This is a genomic window from Flagellimonas sp. CMM7 (assembly GCF_021390195.1).
GTDB lineage: Bacteria > Bacteroidota > Bacteroidia > Flavobacteriales > Flavobacteriaceae > Flagellimonas.
In genome coordinates this window covers 3,054,267-3,074,729 of record NZ_CP090003.1, presented here as the reverse complement: position 1 = coordinate 3,074,729, position 20,463 = coordinate 3,054,267, and the positions used below count along the sequence as shown (strand labels likewise).

The 20,463-nt window shown below is 37.7% G+C and carries 10 protein-coding genes; 1 reads left to right on the top strand and 9 read right to left on the bottom strand.

The genetic code is table 11. The features are described from left to right. Window positions 1-6: 6 nt before the first annotated feature. The 9 genes from LV704_RS13830 to LV704_RS13795 form a co-directional block, all read right to left on the bottom strand. Window positions 7-2,403: a right-handed parallel beta-helix repeat-containing protein gene (locus tag LV704_RS13830; protein ID WP_233782046.1), complete on the bottom strand. Its 2,397-nt coding sequence runs from the start codon at window positions 2,401-2,403 to the stop codon at window positions 7-9. Window positions 2,404-2,781: 378 nt separating this feature from the next. Beyond that, complete coding sequence (locus tag LV704_RS13825) at window positions 2,782-4,152, bottom strand: alpha-L-fucosidase (RefSeq protein ID WP_163423173.1); 1,371 nt, start codon at window positions 4,150-4,152, stop codon at window positions 2,782-2,784. Between the two features lie 4 nt (window positions 4,153-4,156). After that, the gene (locus LV704_RS13820) at window positions 4,157-5,626 is read right to left on the bottom strand and encodes a sulfatase (RefSeq protein WP_163423174.1); all 1,470 of its coding nucleotides are present in this window, start codon (window positions 5,624-5,626) and stop codon (window positions 4,157-4,159) included. Between the two features lie 162 nt (window positions 5,627-5,788). Next, the gene (locus tag LV704_RS13815) at window positions 5,789-7,177 is read right to left on the bottom strand and encodes a sulfatase-like hydrolase/transferase (protein ID WP_163423175.1); all 1,389 of its coding nucleotides are present in this window, start codon (window positions 7,175-7,177) and stop codon (window positions 5,789-5,791) included. A gap of 6 nt (window positions 7,178-7,183) precedes the next feature. Further along, entirely contained in the window at window positions 7,184-9,427 is a 2,244-nt protein-coding gene (locus LV704_RS13810) for a glycoside hydrolase family 3 protein (RefSeq protein WP_163423176.1), read from the bottom strand. Window positions 9,428-9,623: 196 nt separating this feature from the next. Beyond that, complete coding sequence (locus LV704_RS20065) at window positions 9,624-9,935, bottom strand: RagB/SusD family nutrient uptake outer membrane protein (protein ID WP_370636071.1); 312 nt, start codon at window positions 9,933-9,935, stop codon at window positions 9,624-9,626. After that, window positions 9,923-11,209 carry a RagB/SusD family nutrient uptake outer membrane protein gene (locus LV704_RS13805; RefSeq protein ID WP_233782045.1) on the bottom strand — a complete coding sequence of 429 codons (1,287 nt, stop codon included), beginning with the start codon at window positions 11,207-11,209 and terminating at the stop codon, window positions 9,923-9,925. The genes LV704_RS20065 and LV704_RS13805 overlap by 13 nt, the downstream gene beginning before the upstream one ends. 10 nt (window positions 11,210-11,219) lie before the next feature. Next, window positions 11,220-14,414 (bottom strand): TonB-dependent receptor, encoded by a 3,195-nt coding sequence (locus tag LV704_RS13800; protein ID WP_163423178.1) that lies wholly within the window; start codon window positions 14,412-14,414, stop codon window positions 11,220-11,222. A gap of 406 nt (window positions 14,415-14,820) precedes the next feature. Further along, entirely contained in the window at window positions 14,821-18,792 is a 3,972-nt protein-coding gene (locus tag LV704_RS13795; protein ID WP_163423179.1) for a hybrid sensor histidine kinase/response regulator transcription factor, read from the bottom strand. Window positions 18,793-19,012: 220 nt separating this feature from the next. Between LV704_RS13795 and LV704_RS13790 the strand changes: the two genes are divergently transcribed. Beyond that, window positions 19,013-20,104 carry a formylglycine-generating enzyme family protein gene (locus LV704_RS13790; protein ID WP_163423180.1) on the top strand — a complete coding sequence of 364 codons (1,092 nt, stop codon included), beginning with the start codon at window positions 19,013-19,015 and terminating at the stop codon, window positions 20,102-20,104. Window positions 20,105-20,463 lie beyond the last annotated feature (359 nt).

Below are 20,463 nucleotides of genomic sequence, written 5' to 3'. Positions count from 1 at the left end.
TAAATACTATTTACTTTCTAAAATTAAACCAGCGTCGTCAAAATAGACGTCTCCTCCATTTGAACTCATTTTTCTTACGAAAATGGTAACCTCAGTTCCATATGCATCGGTATCAAACGATAGGTTTACTTTGCGCCAATCTGATGTTTTACTTGATTTTTTGGAACTCACTAGTGGCGAAATAAATTCGCTTTTATCTGCATACCTCACACCAATAACTGCCGTTTCATTGTTATCTGCATTAATGAAGCCTATAAATCTGTATGTAGCATTTGGAAGCAATCCTGTAATATTCTGAAAGATTTCGCTTCCAGATGACACAAGGGCAATAGCGTGTTTGCCCATACGGCCTTTATTTTTATCTTCTGTGATTTGTGCTTGGAGTTTATGATTGATTCTTTTTACATTTTTTTTTATTTTCCATGGAAATAAATGATCCTCATGCTCAAAAGCAGCATTTACAATCCTATTACGATGTAATGGTTTACTGCGCATGGTATCGTACTTTGGCGGATTATCAAAATCATGACCAACCTTAAATTTTAAGTGTTCTGCCTCTATTGCCCCTATACCCGGTTTTGTGCCAGCCGTAACCCGTGAGATCCCAGATATGAATTTTCCGCGTTGCATAAGGTACTTGTCTGCTTTAAATGGATCTTGCCCATCAAAATCTCGGTAATCTGTGATATTATGACTCCAATAGTACTCTGAGGATGTGGTTTCAGCCGATTCTGCAAACACATTATTCACTATACGAACGCCAGTAAGTTCTGGTGCATATTTATTGCCCCAGATATTTCTAAAACCGTATTCTTTTGAGATAAAAGTATTATTGTAAACGAGGTGGTAGGCCGCATATTGGTTTAACTGAAAAGCTGTCCTATTTATACCGTAGACAATATTATGATGGCTGATAATATTTTTCGTTCCATGGTCATAATACAGTCCCATATTGAAATGTTTACTTTCATTATGGTGCATCAGATTGAAACGAATTTCAGAATTACCGCCTTCAATAACATTGCCATAGGTTAGCCCTAAATCACTAGTAAGCATCCCTGAATGGCTCATGTCGCAATTTTGAACTAATGCCTGATACATGTTAGGAAACCCCAATACACTTCTCCCACTTCGGGTGAGGGTACAATGGCTAATGATATTGCCTTTACCACCTAATTCAACACAGCTTGCTGTTGTTCCAATAAAATCGTGGTCATGGATATAACAATTCAACACCGCATTATTCTCTCCAAAAAGCATCACACCGGTACCAGAACTATAGGCTACTTCACTATTTTTAAGTACACAATTTTTACCTTGTAACTTCACCCCTTTTTTGGCTTGCGCCGAAGGTGACTCAGCAAGCGATGAATAATAGGGGTATTTGATGGCTATTTCGTCGAATAAAAGGGAAATAGAGTTAGCATTAGTTTCAATAGTAGCTCCAAAGAGTTGAATTCCATGAATATGAATATGAGAACGATTTCTAAGGTCAAAGGCTGTCATCCGCATTTTAACCGCATAATCTTCAGTAGGTAGCTTACCATCTTCTCGATAAACGAACAGCTCATGCGTCTTTTCATCGTAAAACCATTCGTTCTCAGCATCTAAAGCATCTTTGCAGGAAAAAATATAGTAGCCTGCACCCTCGGCCGCTACATGTCGCTTTGGCTCATGGAATGGCGCCGTGTTGATAATCTCTAAGCGCTTTCCTTTATTTCTAACGATAGAGGTTGTCCAGTTCGCCCAATACTTGGAAGCATGCACCCATATTTTGGCTCCTGTATAATCGTATTGTGGTAGTTGGCCATCTACAATCAGTTCAGGAGTTGTTCCTTGTTCCATTTTGGCCAAAGTAGGTTTTAAAAGGTCATCCCCTACATTAGGCCAACGAGCCTCTACCATAGTTTTGTCATTGATAAACACTTGATTTTCATGATCCAAATTGAGTGTTACCTTTGCTTTGAAAATATGTTTTGAAACTTTTTCCCATTTATCTTTAGGAATTTGATTTGCTCCTGTAATTACAACAATATCTTCTTTGGATAAAGGTCTGAATATAATTGGTTTTTCTTTTGTTCCTGAATTTTTGAATTTAATTGTCTCTGCATAAAAACCTCCACCTATGTAACAGACATCTCCTGGATACATCACTTCAGCTGCTCTTTGTACAGTAAGAAATGGTAAATCTCTTGTGCCGGGATTGGCGTCTGAAGCTTTTGTATTTTTAGCATCCACCACATAAATCTTAGGGTCATTACTTAAGTTGTTGTATGATCTTAATACTAATTCGACCCTCGCAATATTTTGTGATTCTGACGGATTTAGGTCTAAACCATACACATTCTTTCCAAAAGGACCTAGAAGTACGATTGTGCATATTACGGTAAGAATATAGTTCACTTTTTTTGGCAAGTCTTTAACTATTTTATTGGAATTTCATGTCTTATTACCAGGTCTGAATTAGTATTTTTAATCACTAAAAGTCCCAATTCCTGAGATACATTTTTGTTTAGCCCACCCCCATTATTATTTAAGTTACCAATGTCTACTTTTCTGCTTAATGCATCATATAATACCCAAGAATTGGTTTAAAGATTAATTGTTTGGGCAATAAGGCCAGTTGGACTAAGGTCTTCTTCTACCGTAAGATTGGCGTATAGCCCTTTAGTGTTAAACTTTCTATTTGCGTTATTTTTTTAAACTATGTCATAATTAAATGCTTTGTACGTTATCAATCCCAATTAAGATATTACACTTATGGAACTCAAAAGTATTATATTAGAACACCCCCTCAATTTTATAAACCCAAGCGTATTGACCTAGTATGTTATTTGGTTGCAGATCTGGCGCATATAAAGTCATACCAGTTTTTGTTTTTTCATATTTTACATCCGCATTGCTTCCTACCAATTGGGCTTTTGAAGCTGAAATTGGGAGCTCTATTCTTTTGTTCCATGTGGTACATATTACATAAAGATTCTTTCCCTTTTTTGTGAAATAAATCCCTTCTTCATTCATTTTTGGCGCATCGCCCCAAACATTCGTACCATAAATTGCTTCTCCATTAATCTTTAACCATTGTCCTATATCAGCAAGCCGCTGCTGCATGATTACCGGAATTCGGCCGTCATGTGATGGACCAATATTGAGTAATAAATTTCCCCCACTGGCCACTTTCTCTATTAACATGTGCACCAATCTTTCAGAACTTGAATAATGGTTCAGGTTTTCCATACGGTTGTACCCAAAAGAGCCACCAATACCACGACATTCTTCCCAAGGGTGATATACATCATCTACGCCTTCTTTTTGATAGACATGATCATACTCGGTAGTATAATACCCTCCGTGGGTGCTTCGCGTGTGTTTTCCCCAACGATCATTGACCGCTACAGTTTCTTTTACTTTGGACTCATTAAACAACCATGCCAGAAACTCCTCTGATTTCCATACATCTGAGGTGTAAGGCCACTCTCCATCCGTCCAAAGTACATCGGGTTCATATCGCGTTACCAAATCCTTCATTTGTGGAATCATGTGTTTATCTACATAGGCGTTTACATCTTTATTGTATAGTGGATTGAACCATTCATATAAAGAATAATAAAAACCCATATGTAAGCCTTTCTCTTTAACAGCATTTGTAAGTTCTCCACATAAGTCTTTGCGGGAACCAACATCTACGCTATTCCAGTTCCAACTTTGTTCACTAGGCCAAAGTGTATAGCCATCATGATGCTTTGATGTAAGCACTACATATTTAGCACCGGAATCTGCAATTATATCTGCCCATTTAGATGGGTTAAAATGCTCCGCAGTAAAATCTGACGCAAAATCTTGATAGGATTTATCACCATATAATTTCTTATGATGTGGTGCGAAAAATTTGTTAGTCGAATCTTTTAAACGATACCAGTACCATTCAGAAAATTTTTGTCCAAAATTCTTACCCACAGCAATATCTGTTGGTGCCCAGGCAGGCACTGAATATACACCCCAATGGATAAAAATGCCAAACTTGGCCTTTGTGAACCATTCTGGTGTTGGACGTTCATCTAAAGATTTCCAATTTGGTTGGTAGGTTTTGTCCTGGGCCTTGACACTTAAAATAGATACTATAAATACAAGGGCTATAATTGCTTTCTTCATTATTTTATTGTTTTCTGTCATACAGGTGTATTTCGAGTTCTTTTTTAAGCTCCTTTATCATCCCATTATGTTTAGGGTCATACGCCCTATTAATATTTTCATCGGGATCCTTTTGATGGTCGTATAACATCGAATCCTTCACGATACCTGATTTGTTGTAATATTGCGTATAAGCATAGCGATTGTTCTTAATGGTTTCTGCATTTTGCCACCTTGCAAAAACATATGAATTCACCTCAGATTCCGGATTTTTAAGCACGGGCACAAGACTTTTACCCACTAAATGCTGGGGTCTATCTAATCCGGCCATTTCGGTCACTGTTGGATAAATATCCACATAACTTGCCAAGGCCTTAGTCACCATACCACCTTTAATTTTAGGGGATTTAATAATCAATGCCGACTGCAAAGCATTCTTAAAACAGGACATTTTAGTCCATAATGAATGCTCTCCCAAGTTCCATCCATGATCACCCCACAGTACAATAATTGTATTATCATAAAGATTTAACTCCTTTAATTTATCTATTACCATACCTACTTGCGCATCGATAAAACTCACGCAGGCATAATAGCCATGTCTTAACTTTCTTGCTTGATCTAATGGGATAGGAATTGAATCGTTCGCAATGTTATTATAGGAGCGTAATTCAGGGAAATTAAACCAGGCATCTCTCGGAGCATCCTTCGGGATATAATGATTGTCTGCCAACTCAATGTCTTCCGGGTTATATAAATCCCAATATTTCTTTGGGGCATTAAACGGTAAATGCGGACGAATATATCCCACACCAAAAAAGAAAGGTTGTTTGAGCTCAGCAAGTTCTTCTAACTCTTTTAATGCTAATTTTGTTGTTTTTCCATCATAATAAATAGTATCATGAACTTGGCCAGCTTCCCATGCGGGGCCGGCTCCTCCCAGCGGTAATTCCAATTCCTTAGTCCAGCTATTTTCCGGTGATTGATAATCTCTCCAAAGTTCCTGTTGTGCATTGGTATTTGGATAATCCGGGCGGTAGGTTTCCTTGGTCCAGCCTTTAGTGCCATCGTCGGGATGATGAAATATTTTTCCAATGGCGGTCGTATAATACCCATTATTCTTAAAGTATTTCGGTAAGGTAACCACCCCTGGTGCTTCTTCGTCTACCCGCGTTTTGTAATCAATGTATCTGGTAGGTGTTGGATAGATTCCAGTAAGCAAACTGGCTCGTGATGCTCCGCAAACCGGAACATTGCAATAGGCGTTTTTGAATGCCGTACCCTCTGCGGCCAGCTTGTCTATGTTTGGAGAAATAATATGAGATTTTCCAAAAGCCTTAAGCTCAGGACGTAGATCGTCTATAGAAATAAACAGGATATTAGGTGCTTCGGGTTTTTTTGGTGTGTCTTTACAATTGAAAAGTGCCATAAAGCATAGGACAAATCCCAAGGATTTATAAATTCTTTGCTTCGATATATAGGTTTTACTTTTCATATTTGTTCTTTTGTAATACGAATCAAGGGTTGAACCCTTGTGCACCTTTTTGATTCTCCATTAAACACTGTCTAACAGCCATTTAAAATTATATCGAAGAGCTGCCCAGAGAAAATGCGCAGAGTTACACTGAGAATGCCGTTCGATTTTCAAAGTGTTGCTTCAACTCTTGATTGGCATTTGTAAATGTTCTATATCTCCTTGAGAACGCATCCATGAAATCAATTCCGCTCTCAAAAATTTCATGCGTTCTTTCTGTTCCAATTTTTCTGCCAGGTTATACAATTCATCCGGATCCTTTTGCAAATCATATAACTCGAATTGTGGTCTGCGGTAGTACTGATTTACCTTATTTTCTGCAGTTTTATCAATTTCTGCGCGTTCTAACCATGAGTGTAACATAAATCTATAATGTCTGTCCCTCATATGGTCTTTGGGTGCGTTGGTAACAAAACCCAGGTCAAAACCCTCTTTCCAAGTAATATTCCAGATAAATTTATACCGGCCATCAAAAACGGCCCTACTTTTATAACTTTCTTCATAAACAAAAAATGCGTTATCCCTATGGATCTTCTTAGTCCTATCAATAATAGGCATGAGGCTTTTCCCATCTAAACCTTCGGGGACTTTTCCACCTGCAGCATCAATCATAGTAGGTAATATATCACAGTATTGGGCTATTGCATCGGTACTAAAATTGGCATCATATTTTTTAGGCCATTTCATAATACAAGCAGATCTAACTCCCCAGTCGTAAGTGGTCCATTTGCCCAGAGGCATTCCCGCACCGTTTTCATCTAAAACCATTAAAACCGTATTTTCCTCCAAGTTCAATTCTTGTATTAAATCAATTGTTTCTCCAACTTGCCTATCAAATTCATTCACTTCGCCCATATACTCCCTATAAAAATGACGTGTTACTTTGTTATCTACAAAATGGGAAGGCAGTTCCAATTCATTCATTTTTACCAAGTCACTATTGCCTGCATCCCAAGGCGCATGGGCGTGTACCGAGCAGATAAAAAGGCAAAAGGGCTTCTTGTCATTCTCGTTAATAAAATCTGCTAAGGCCTGCCAGTCTTCTGCCAATTCAGGACCACGCGTTTTTACGGCTTCTGTAAAGCCTTCAATGTATCGAAATGGATACACTGATGCCGGTTTATAGTGCTTTTTTCCTGTAAGTGCCACTCTGTAGCCCAGATTACTCATATAATACACCACACTTTTTACATTGGCATTAGTAGACGCCCTATTTCCGGTACATCCATTTTTGTAGGACTGCAGGCCCGTATAAAGTTCTGCTCTGGTTGGGGCGCAAATGGCATTGGTGACAAACATATTATTAAATTTTAGACCTTCGGATGCCAACTTATCAATATTAGGTGTCACACCTAAGTTTTTTGACTCATAACACCCTAGAGCATCCGCACTTATATCATCACCCAGTATAATGATGAAATTAGGCCGATCTGGTTGCTGTGCATACCCATTCATCACTAGGAACAGCACATAAATGATACATTGATATTTAAAACTTAATATTCTAGGCATACTATACTACTTTAAGATATCTTTTGAAATCATTATTGAATGCTCTAAAAGAAGATCCCTTACATTTTTACCGATACTAATTTTGTATTCTCCAGGTTCTACAATCCAAGATTTTTTAAGAGCATCATAATGGGCAAAGTGTTTTTTATCAAGTAAAAACTTGGCAATTTTTGATTCTCCTGCTTCTAAACTTATCTTATCAAAGCCTTTTAATTCTATTGGTGCCTTTTCTATATTTGGTTCTACGGGCACAACATACAGTTGCACAATTTCTTTACCCTGGGTCTCTCCCTTATTTGTAATTGTAGCTTCTATATGTATAGGAAATTCACTTGATTTTATCTTCAAATTTTGATATTCGAATTGGGTGTATGACAATCCATAGCCAAATGGATACAAAACAGGTTTATTATCTTTTTCAAACCACCTATAGCCTACGGCAATGCCTTCTGAGTACGTATTGCTTATACCTTCCTCTTCAAAGCCTTTACCTTTAAAAATACTGCCTTCGGGATAGTCGTTTTCACTTAAAGGCCAGGAAATTGGCAATTTACCAGACGGATTTGTTTTTCCAAATAGCAAATCGGCAATTCCATTGCCTATTTGTTCTCCACAATAGGGGACATAAAGTATGGCGTCAACATCATCTACCCATTCGGACATATTTATATAGCTTCCGGAAATAACTACTACAATGGTCTTTGAAGCTACCTTGGCCACTTCTTTGATAAGCTTCTCTTGTTGTCCCGGTAATTTAGCACTAGCCCTATCCCAACCTTCTGTTTCGTTAAAACCACTTAATCCTGCCACTACAATAGCAACTTCAGAATCCGATGCATTTTTAACAGCTTCATTAAGTAAACTCAAATCTGTATTATCTTCAGGAATTACTTTATTTTTAGAATAAAGATCTGGTGTTTTTGTGCCTTGAGCAAAAGTGATTGTTGTTTTATCTTCTTCTATGGCATTAAAAATCCCTTCATAAGGTTCAACTATGGTATTATGGAAATAATAAGTCCTTCCACTACCTCCTCCTTGCAAATAATAGGAATAATGAGGGTGTTTTTCGCTTACACCTGGAAAACGTTTTGCATTAGGCCCCACCACAGCGATAGATTTAATATCATTGGCCCTAAGCGGTAGTATATTATTTTCATTTTTTAGAAGTACCGCAGATTCTTTTGCAACCTTGTATGCCAAATCTATATGAGCTGGACTATGAATTGACCCTTCTTCTTCAAAACGATCCCGTTTAAAAATATCGAAATGGTGCATCACTTTTAAAACATCCTTTAACAAGGTATCTACACGCTTTTCAGGAATTGTTCCAGAATGTACCATGTTTATAAGAGAATCTCCATAAAATTTTGGCCTATGCATTTCCACATTCATTCGTGCATGTATTGCCTCCTTTGTGTCTTTCACACCATTGGCAAAATCTGATAGCACAAACCCTTGAAAACCCCATTCTCCTCTAAGAATGGTATCCAACAAATATTCATTATGGCACATATAGTCGTCGTTTACACGGTTATACGCTCCCATTATGTTCAATGCACCTCCTTCCATCACCGCGGCTTTAAAAGCTGGCAAATAGATTTCTCTTAAGGTACGTTCGTCTACTTGGTTATTTATATCAAACCTATTGGTTTCTTGATTATTAGCCACAAAATGTTTTGGTCCACACACAATACCGTTTTCCTGTACTGATTTTGTGTAAGCTACTGCCATTTGTCCACTAAGGAATGGGTCTTCTGAAATGCTTTCCCAGTTACGTCCTCCTAAAGGGTGGCGTATAATGTTATACGTAGGCCCTAGTACCAAATCATTTCCTGTGGCACGGAGTTCTTTGGCTATCGCTTTTGCTACATCTCCGTACAAATTGGTATCCCAAGAACATCCTATAGCAATAGGAGATGTGAAGTAAGTAGCGTGTACAGATGTATCTCTTCCTGTACGCACTCCAGTAATACCATGCCCCATATAAAAAGGAGGTATTCCCTTTTCTTTAATTCCTTTGATTCCGAAATACCTAACATCAAGGTCACCAAACTCACTATTCCCTCCTCCCATACCATGAAGCAAAGAAACTTTTTCCTCTAAGCTTAATTGGGAAATAATACTATCCGCAAATTCGTATGAACCAGCAGATTCGGTTCTTTCACTCTGTTTAACAAAAGAACATCCCGATTGCATCATAACAACCAGTGTTGGTAAAAACAGTCTTAAAATCTTATAGATAGATTTCATATAACAGTATAGAATGCGACCTCCTATCCGAATTGATCAATCAAATGAAAAAGTCAATTAAAATTAGTGTATGCCAAGCACCAAGAGTAGCAGTTTAAGTTTAGGGCTAGATCATTATGTAAACTGCCCTCCGCGCGGAACACGCAGAGAGAGTTTAACTAAACTTAAAAAACTAACTCAAATTAACTCGTGTTCATTAATAACCAGGATTTTGATCTGCTTCGTTAATCAATGGGTTTACGTCTAACTCTGTTAGTGGAATTGGGAAAAGTATATGTTTTGATTCATCAAAATTATCGAGCGATTGTGATCGCTTCACTGCCTCTAATCTTTCCCCTAAAATTCCATAACGCACGAGATCATGCCATCTGCTTTGACACTCCAGAACAAGTTCGCGTCCGCGTTCTTCAATTACTGCTTCATTAAACTCACTTAGTCCTAATCCTGAAATGTCAAAAGCCGTAGGATCCGGTTGTTGATTATATGCACGCCTTCTTACCTGATTGATGGCGTCATAAGATTCTGCCGTAGCCCCCCCGAAGCGTTAGCCGTAGCCTCCGCAAATAACAACAATACATCTGCATACCTAAGTATTGGCACATCTATTGGAGATTGGAAACGAATCCAACTAGCATCACGTCTGAATTTTGCGAGACCAAAATTAAAACTATTAGGGTCACTACTTTGGTCAGCCGTCAGCGGTACTATGTCACCAGCGTTGTTTATCCTTGCAGCAGGTACTGTCCAATCACGTCTTTGATCTAAAGGATCCCAGCTTTCCCATAAGTATTGTTCAGCGGCATATTGACGAACCTGAGTTGCCTGACCCGTTACTGGCCCTGTTGAGTTGAAGTTGGCTCCTGAGAACCCTAAAAAACCTCCTGCGCCACCTAGCACGCCCCATTGTCCTTCAACACTTCCGTACTTTACGGTGAATATTATTTCATCATTGCCTTCGTTTTGCCATCCAAAAATATCTGGAAAATTGTCCAGCAACCTATACTGACCGGAATCAATCACTTGTCTGGCAGCATCGGCTGCCAGCTGCCATTTCGAAGTATCATTTAACGGAGCCGTGGCCCAATACACATATGTTTTAGCCAAAAGGCCATAGGCCGCTCCTGAAGTAACGCGTCCATCAAGTTCCTGCTGCCGAGGTAAGTGCTCTGCTGCAAATATAAGATCATCCGCTATTTGTTGATAGACTTGCTCTGAAGGCGTTCTTGCTATACCAATTACGTCTTCGGCCGTCAGGCTATTGGTTTCAGTTAGCTTGAGCGGGACGTCTCCATAAAACCTTACTAGGTTCAGATACATTAAAGCTCTCATAAACTTTGCCTCACCCAACAGGCTATTAAGCCTATCATCATCCAAACCGGTTCCTAATAAAGGTTCTGTGTTTACTATTACCGTATTGGCTCTGTTAATTCCAATGTAATGCAGGTTCCATACATGCGTAGGTAACTGAGACGTTGCGGAGTAATTAAACAAATCCATTTGTGAGAACCGGTTACCCAAGTTATTACCACTTCTAACGTGATCGGTACCCAGCATTCCCATCATAATTAAACCATGTGCATAATTTCCAAAGGTATTACCGTCTATACCCCTTTGGGACATAGCATTATAAATACCTGCTACCGCAATTTCGATATTATCGGGATTACCGAAAATAACACTTGGTGCTACAACCGAAAACGGTTCTTCTTCCAATAGTTCTTCACAATTACAAAACATCAAGGATAATGATATAGTTATCGCAATTATTTTTATATTTTTCATTTTTGTTAATTTAGAAAGTTGCATTTAATCCTAAAGTAAAAATCTTAGCGATTGGATATGAACCCCAATCCACCCCAGGTGCAATGGGATTTCGAATGGTACTGGCTTGCGGGTTAAGCCCCGAGTAATCCGAATCTATCCAAAGGTTTTGCCCAGATACATATAATTTCAGGGCAGAAAACGGTGATTTTTTTAGTTGCTTCGAATTAAAATCGTATGCAATAGTTACATTTTTTAATCTTATGAACGAGGCATCTTCAACAAACTTGTCAAGAAATCTTTGGTTGTCTCCTCTTTCAAACGCTGGAATAGTGGTATTCTGGTTTTCCGGTGTCCATCTATTCAGCCAGGCGGTAGATCTGTTAGAAGCTGTATGCAACTCTTCATAATATACCCGCTCTGAATTATAAATATCATGACCATATTGGAAATCGAAGAATACGTTTAAGCTGAAGCCCTTGTATTCAAAATTGTTGGTAAACCCACCAAAGAAGTCAGGAACCCCTTTACCAATGGCTACCCTGTCGTCACCATTTATTATACCATCCCTTTGGTCAGGGGCACCATCACCGTCTGTATCCACTGTAAGTTGATCCACATAGATGTTTCCGCCAGGCCCAACTTCATTAACGTAACCTACTTCGGTTAATATTGGGTCTCCATTTCCATCCAATCCGGGAAGGGGCAATGGATCTCCATTTGCATCCTGGCCCAATATTCCTGCTGTCTCAAATCCCCAAAAAGTTCCGAGAGACTCCCCAGGAATCAAAGCTACCTCATTGATTATCTGATGCCATCCTCCTCTAACATCGAAAAGGATTTGATCTGTATCTCCTAAGCTGGTAATCTCATTTCTATTGGTAGAAATGTTAAATGAAGAGGTCCATCGGAAATTATCTGTTTCTACATTTACCGTATTTAAGGCAATTTCAACACCCTCGTTTTCAAGGTTTCCAATATTTCGAAGCGCAGGTTGGCCTATCCCCGTAGTTGGATTCAAGTTCACACTTAAGAGCATATCTTTGGTTTTTTTGATGTAGTAATCAACGCTACCAGAAATTCTTCCTTTAAAGAGTCCAAAGTCAATACCTGCATTTGTCTGTGTGGTTGTTTCCCAACTTAAATCAGGATTGGCCACTCTGGAGATACCCGATGCTGGAAAAAGTGCTCCATTGTCGGTACCAAAATTTGTGAAATTAATGGATAGTTCTGAAATGGATCTATAACGCGGTACTTCTTGGTTTCCTGTTTCTCCATACCCTATTCTCAATTTCAAATTATCAACGACGGATGAATTTGCTAGGAAGTTTTCATTATTGAGCTTCCATGCGAAGGCTGCAGAAGGAAAATACCCCCATTTATTGCCGTCGGCAAAACGCGAAGAACCATCCGCCCTAATACTAGCCGTAAATAAGAACCTGTCATCAAAGGAATAATTTACACGGGAAAGAAAAGAAGCTATACCCCATTTTTCCTTACTAGATTGCGGAATACTTGGGTTTGATCCGAGGGAAATATCATTAAACCCTAAAGATTCGAGATCAAAACTTGTATTTCGAGCTGAGAAAAATTCAATATCGGCTCCCTGCATTGTAAAACCACCTAAAACCGTCAGATTATGAACTCCAAACTCCTTATTAAATGTTAGAATATTCTCATTTAGCCATGTTCTAATCGTTCTCTGTGATATCTCTCCGTTTCCATTACTTACAAAGCCAGCCGGCGTATTTGAACTATTGTATCTAGCATTTCTGCTACTTCTTATATTTAATCCGCCTAATACCTTAAAAGTCAAATCGTCAGTGATTTTATAATCTAAGGATAGATTGGCTTGTGTCAAGTCTTGCTTATTCTCAATTTCGGTCCCGTTCAAAATAGTCAACGGACTTCGATCATTTATACCTCCTATTGTTGTTAGTCCATCACCTTCATCTTCGTCAGGCAACCTAAGTGGTGGGAAAAGATTTGCATTAATTAAAATTCCCGATTGTGTCTGGTTTCCGCCTCCGGTTGGCACTCCTTGTTGTATGGTGTGAGAAAGGGAGAACAAAGCATCATAGGAAAGTTTTTCGCTCATTTGCCCATTAAACTTCCCACGGACATTATACCGATCAAATGACGAGTTCTTAATCACCCCATCATTCATAAATGCACCAGCGGAGACATTATACCGAAATTCCTTGGAACCCCCACTTAACCCTAAGTTATAGCTCTTAACTGAACTGGTTTTTAATATTTGATCCTGACGATCAAACGTTTCCAACTCAATAGAACCATCTAAGAACCCAGTTAATATGTCATCCGTTGGAGTAGGATTGTCAGGATCTGAACTCAAAAGTCTATATTCCGCATATTGCTCTGCATTAAGTAGAGGTATCCTATCTGTAATTTCTTGAGTTGAGTAAAAGGTATTGAAAGTAACCTTTGACTTTCCAGAAGTTCCTGACTTTGTTGTAATGATTATAACACCATTTGCCCCCCTAGAACCGTAGATGGCCGAGGCTGAAGCATCTTTTAGCACCTCTATGGACTCAATATCATTGGGGTCAATTCCAGATAGTGGATTTGAAGAGGCTCCGGAAGCTATTTGGCCCAATGCACTATTAGTTTCTGAGGCATCCACAATAATTGGGAAACCATCTATAACATATAAGGGGTCATTGGAAGCACTAATGGAAGTACCCCCACGAATTCTAATGGTCACGTCACCACCAGGTGTCCCTTCTCCACTTAAAATCTGTACCCCCGCAGCCCTTCCTTCTAAAGCCTCTTGAAAAGATTGATTCACGGTTCTTTGCAAGTCTTTGGAAGTCACTGATGCCACAGAACCTGTGAGATCACTCCTTTTAACCCCGCCATAACCAATGAGCACCACTTCATCCAAACCTGTGGCATCTTCTTCCAAGGACACATTAATTTGTGTTCTCCCATTTAGCTCAATTTTTTTCTTTGAAAAACCAATATAGGAAAACAGCAGTACCGCACTACCATCTTGTACTTGAAGGGCAAAATTGCCGTCAAAATCAGATTGGGTTCCATTATTGGCACCTCTTTCAATAATAGTCGCACCAGGAAGGGGTTGACCCTGAGCATCTCTAACGGTGCCTTGCACCCTAATTTCTTGTGCAAAAACTCCTGTTATTGCCAACAAAAAAATGAACAGCGGCAACCAGAGTTTTTTGGACATCATATTCAGTTCAGTCATAAGTTTAGTTATTTTTTTGGTTTAAGATTAGCAACTTAATCCAGCTTTAACCAAAACAGGTTTATTATTAATCTAAAATGGTTTGATTTTGATTTTTGATATATAAAACATTGAATAAGTGACTATTACAAATAATAAAACTTTCAAATGCTATAAATCTAACCGAGAAATCCTGATTTTTCACGCAAAAAAAACTTTGATATCCAATTTTTTACCCCCATTATTTTTAAAATTCATAAAATATGCAGAGGGATTTTACTTTTTTTCAATTGAATTAATTCAAATGATTCACATGAATTGATTAAATGATAGATTTATGGATACCACAAAACTGTATCTTATTCCGTTTTAAGCCTGAATTGATAACTAAATGTGAGAAAGAGCAATGGGAAACAATCTTAAGAGATTAAAATTTTTCTTTTGTAAATCCTTTACCACTGTTTGTACTAGCATAGTTAGAGGGCGACTCTCCATACAGCTTTTTAAAACATGTGCTAAAGTACTTTGAGTCTGAAAATCCTGACAAAGTGGCAATTTCATTCACATTGTAGTTCCCCTCGATGAGTAATTTTGCTGCATGTCGCAATCTAATAGTTCTAATAAATTCAACCGGTGATTGGTCGGTCAGAACTTTCAATTTTTGATATAGTAGGGTTTGGCTTACCATCATTTCCTTAGCAAAGTATTGTTTGGATAAATTAGGGTTTGTTATATTTTTTTCCACAAAATCCATTGCCCTTTGTACAAACTTTTGATCAGTCTTATTGGCATAAGTATCCTTTTTAAGTTTATTACTGTTTAACCTTTTAAAACGATTTCTTACCAAACGCCTATTTTCCAGGATACTGTCTATTTTAGCTAAGAGCAGTGTTGTATCGAACGGTTTGGTAATGTATTCATCCGCGCCTGATTCCAAACCTTTGATAATTTCATCCTTTTCCTTGTATGCTGTGAGCAATATTACCGGAATATGCGAAGTCTCATATTTTGTTTTTATGTTATGGGTGAGTTCCAAACCATTCATTACGGGCATGCCCACATCCGATATAATAATGTGGGGGGTAAACCTATCAATGAGATTCAAGGCCATTTTTCCATTTTCCACTGTCTTTACCCGATAGTACCCAGATAGGGAATTTTTCAGGTATTCCCGTAAGCTTTGGTTATCTTCTGCAATCAACAGCTTTAGTTTCTTTTTTTCATCCGATACATTTTTGCTCGCTATCTTTTTATCAACCTGGTCGATTTTGTTATTGTAGTCAACTTCTTGGGAGTCTGAAAAAATAACGTCCTTTCCAAAGTGTTTTGCTCCATGATTAAAACTGAGGGTGAATTTTGTGCCTGACCCTTCCTTACTTTCAAAATCAATTTTACCTTTATGCAGGTTCACATAGTTTCTTGTCAATAGTAGCCCTATTCCCGTCCCCGTTATCTTTGAATTTACTGCATTATTGCCCCGATAGTATCTTTTAAAAAGGTCTTTTTGGGAGTCTTTGGAAATTCCAATCCCGGTATCAGAAACTTCAATTTTCCACATCTTTCCGCTTGAAACCAATCGAACGGTTACCTGACCATTACTTGGAGTATATTTAAAAGAATTCGAAAGAAGATTATCCAAAATCTTATTGAACTTATTCAAATCGACATATTCGCATAATTCTTCGATTTTACAAATAAATTCTGTTCTAATGTTCTTGTGATTGGCAATGGATTCGAAAAGGGCAATTTTCTCCTTGATAAAGTCAACTATATTTACTTCGGCCAAAATAAGATTTGTCTTTCCCAAATCTGACTTTTGAAAATCCAAAAGATGGTCAATTGTCTTGGAAAGAACGTTCAAATTTGATGAAGAAAGCTTCAAATAGTATTTGTCCATTTCATCTAGATTCGAACTTTTCTCCAAATCACTCAAAGGTGCCATTGCGAGGGTAAGAGGGGTACGAATGTCATGAGCAGTATTCATGAAAAATCTAATTTTCTCCTCCGATAATTTTTTCTTATTCCTGATCAAACTAAAGTTCACAATGGTAATCACTATCGAAATAACTATAAGGGCATAAATCCCTTTGGCCCATATGGTATGCCAGGGTGATGGCCTAACTTCAATATTAATCGACCTTTCATCTAACACAACGTTATTCTCATTGGCATATGCCCTCAATTTGAAAACATAATTGCCCTTTTCTAAATTTGTATAATTTGCAGTCTTATTTGAAGAGGGCGAATTCCATTCTTTGTCCTGCCCTTCCAATTTCCATGCATACCTAATTTCACCGGCACCTAACGGTATGATAGAAAAAAAACGAAAGGAAAAGGAATTTTCATCATACTTTAGGGTAAGATTATCCGTTCTATTCAAGGATGCTGATAAGGGTGAGTTTTTCTGCCCAATAGAAATCACACTATTGTCTATTAAAAACTCATCTAAATATAACTTCACTTCAAAGTTCTGTAAACTCACATCTTCTGGGTTAAAGAATGTCACCCCCTCATAAGATCCAAAGTAAAAATTTCCAGAACTATCCCTAAGTTTAGAATTCTTATAAAAAGACTCATCAGAGAGTCCATTTTTTAAGGAAAAAATTTCGAGTTTACCATTTTGTAAATCGTATTTTATCAACCCATTCTCTGTACTGGCCCAAATACTTTCCTCTTGATGTTGCAGAATTGCATATACGTGGTTGGAAGGCATTCCAACTTTTTTATCTATCCTAGTAATCTCATCTGTGCCAATATCCCATTTTACTATTCCAGCTCCTGAGGTTGCAATCCAAAGCTTCGAGTTTTTAGAATCGAAGTGTAAGCTATTAATAAATAGGGACTGATTTAGCTTTCCCCCAAAATCCTCCTTGTAGTAATTCAGGTTAACTATGTCAACCACGTACAACCCCGACTGGGTAGCTATAAAAATGTGGTTTTTATCCTTAGCTTGAATATTGGTTACCCTTGTTATGGGTAAATAGTCATAGTGTTCATCTTTGGGATTATAAATTGCCAAATCCTTAAAGGGCCCTCCAGTCCAAATTTTGTTCTCATTATCCCGGAAAATCTCAACGACATAATCTGTTCTATCTTTATTATTGGGATTATAGAGGCCGGGTATGATATTGCTTACAATACCCTTATCCCTATCAATTATAAAAATTCCCTTGGAATAAGAACCTGCCATTATACGATTTGCGTCATACTGAAAAAGTGAAAGAAAAACGTTTGATTTTTCGTTTTGTCCATCTAAAAAATGTGTCCATTTGTTGTTTGATTTCTGCCAGTAGCTAACACCATTGTTTGTTGCAAACCAAAGATCCCCTTCTACATCTTCCAAAATACTGTTGACCACATTGTTTCGTAATGAATTGGGGTTATTGATTTCATGACGAAGAATATTGAATTGTTTATCTCTATTGTTCAAAATGTTCAATCCACCTGTAAATGTGGTTACTATCAAATGGCCCGAGGCAGTTAAAATCATATCCTGAACCCCATTACCTCTCAAGGATTTTGGGGCATCTTCATCTTCCTTAAAATTCTCAATTAGATTTTTGTCTCTTTTATCCAATTTGAATACGCCACCGCCGTCCGAACCAATTATGATGTGGCTTCCGTCCATCAGAATTTTGTTTACAGGTACAAAAGGTAATTGTGGAACCTTTTCTAGTAGTTTTGTAACCCTTTCGTTTTTTAAGTTATATATCTGGACTTCGCCACCACGTGTTCCTATCCAAACTTCATTTGTTTCTTGATCAAAGAAAATAGATTTCACTTGAGAATTATCTAAGCTCTTAATCCGCCTTGATATGGTTTTCCTTATTCCCTTGTTTTTATTGTACACAACCAATTTATCTTTTAGGGCCAACAAAATGTCATCATTTTTTAAATGATAAGTTAGTTGAATATCTTTTTCTTTGAATTCACCGATTTGATTAAGTCTTTCTGTGCTAATTTCAAAGGAAAAAAGTCCTTTATTTGTAGATATCCAAAGAGAATCTCTAACTACCAAATTTGAAACGCTGTATTGTTCCTTGAGTACATCAGAAATCGATATTACTAAATCAAAATTGTTTTGTCCGTAATTAAACCTGAAGATTCTACCATATTGGGTATATGCCCATAAAGTTTTGTCATCATCCACTATAAGTTTTACACGTGAGGGAGCCTCTTTATGTTGAGGTAATTGATAACTAGAAACATTTTCGCCATTATATCTGTCAATCCCACTTTTCGTAGTTACCCAAATAAAGCCATAAACGTCTTCAACCACACTATAGGCCTGATGGCTACTTAGTCCCTCACCAATACTAATATTTTCAAATTCCTGAGAACACAGGTGACCCCAGACCAAGAATAAAACAATGATATGAAGCTTCTTTTTAAAACGCATGGTTATTAATTGTTATATATTGGTATAGAAGTGATTTTATACAAACGAGTATTTGGTAACTTAAAATTACAATCTTAATTTTACATTGGTCAGGGGTGTTTTTGAACACAAAGGAACAGAGTACTGAACAGATTTCGAACTATGATTTTTTTTGCGCTCAACTTTTCAAAAACTGTTTTACCCCAGGCACTGCATAAAATGAAAAGCAAAAAATGATTCAATGAATATTTACAAACTTATGATTGGTTTTTTCGCGCTAATTCTATGTTCCTGTAAGGAATCAAAACCATATTCCAATAGCCATTCCCAGAAGAGCATTCCAGAACCATTAAATGACAAATTTAACAAAATAAAAGCCCCGAAAAACATGGTTTGGATTCCGGGAGGTGATTTCCTTCAGGGTGCAGTAGATGGAGATACCTTGGCAATGGAACATGAGAGGCCAAGACACAAGGTGACAGTAGATGGGTTTTTTATTGATATCCATGAAGTGACCAATTACCAATTTTCAAAATTTGTGGAGGCAACAGGTTACATAACCGTTGCCGAAAGGAAAATCGAGTGGAAGGAAATGAGAAAACAACTTCCCCCTGGCACACCAAAACCACACGATTCATTGTTGAAACCCGGTTCACTTGTCTTTAAAAAGGCCAAAGTTAATGTCCCAAACCTCTATGACTATTCCCAATGGTGGGAATGGAAAATTGGAGCGAACTGGAAGTACCCTAAAGGTCCTGGTAGTTCCATAAAAGGAAAAGATAATTTTCCAGTAGTGCATATTGCTTATGAGGATGCCCTTGCGTACTGTAAATGGCTAGGTCGGAGGTTACCAACAGAAGCGGAATGGGAATATGCCGCTCGTGGGAATAGAAAAGGGAACATATTTGTTTGGGGCAATAATATTGATAATCTTAGCGGTCATGCCAATACATGGGAAGGAGAATTCCCATTGGAAAATACCAAACTTGACGGTTTTGAAAGCAGGGCCCCAGCAATGACCTACCCCAAAAACAACTTTGACCTGTATGATATGGCAGGAAATGTTTGGGAATGGACGACAGACTGGTACAATACCCAATATTACGAGAAACTTGCCAAGAAAAGTATAATAAAGAATCCTCATGGAGCGAAAGTACCCTTCAATCCAAATAACCCCTTAGCGCGTGAAAAAATAATCAAGGGAGGGTCTTTCCTTTGCAGTTCTTCTTACTGCGCAAGTTATCGAATAAGTGCCAGAATGGCAACAAGCATGGATTCTGGTGCCGAGCATCTGGGCTTTAGGACAGTTATGGATATTGCAATGTTAGATTGAAATAGAAAGCTTCTTTTCCTTTTAGGAATTTACAATAATAGAAAGTTGTGTTCTTTGAAAAGAAATCCAAAATTAATAGACTCTTTAATTAAAAACATACTTTAAGACTTTGTTTGGACTAAAATATTGGTAATCCGTCTGCCTATTTTGATGTATTTAAAATCATAATTTATTGATAATCAATGCTTTATTTGTATTTTTTTTTAGAAACAATCATTTTTAGGCAAAAAAATTGATGCAAAATTAATATTTCTGATTATCAGCAGTTTATATTGTTGCAATTGTGCCAATCTCAAAAAAAAGAGTTTTTACCTTCAAATTTAAAAAACACAACCCATTGTTTTTAAACACTTTAACCA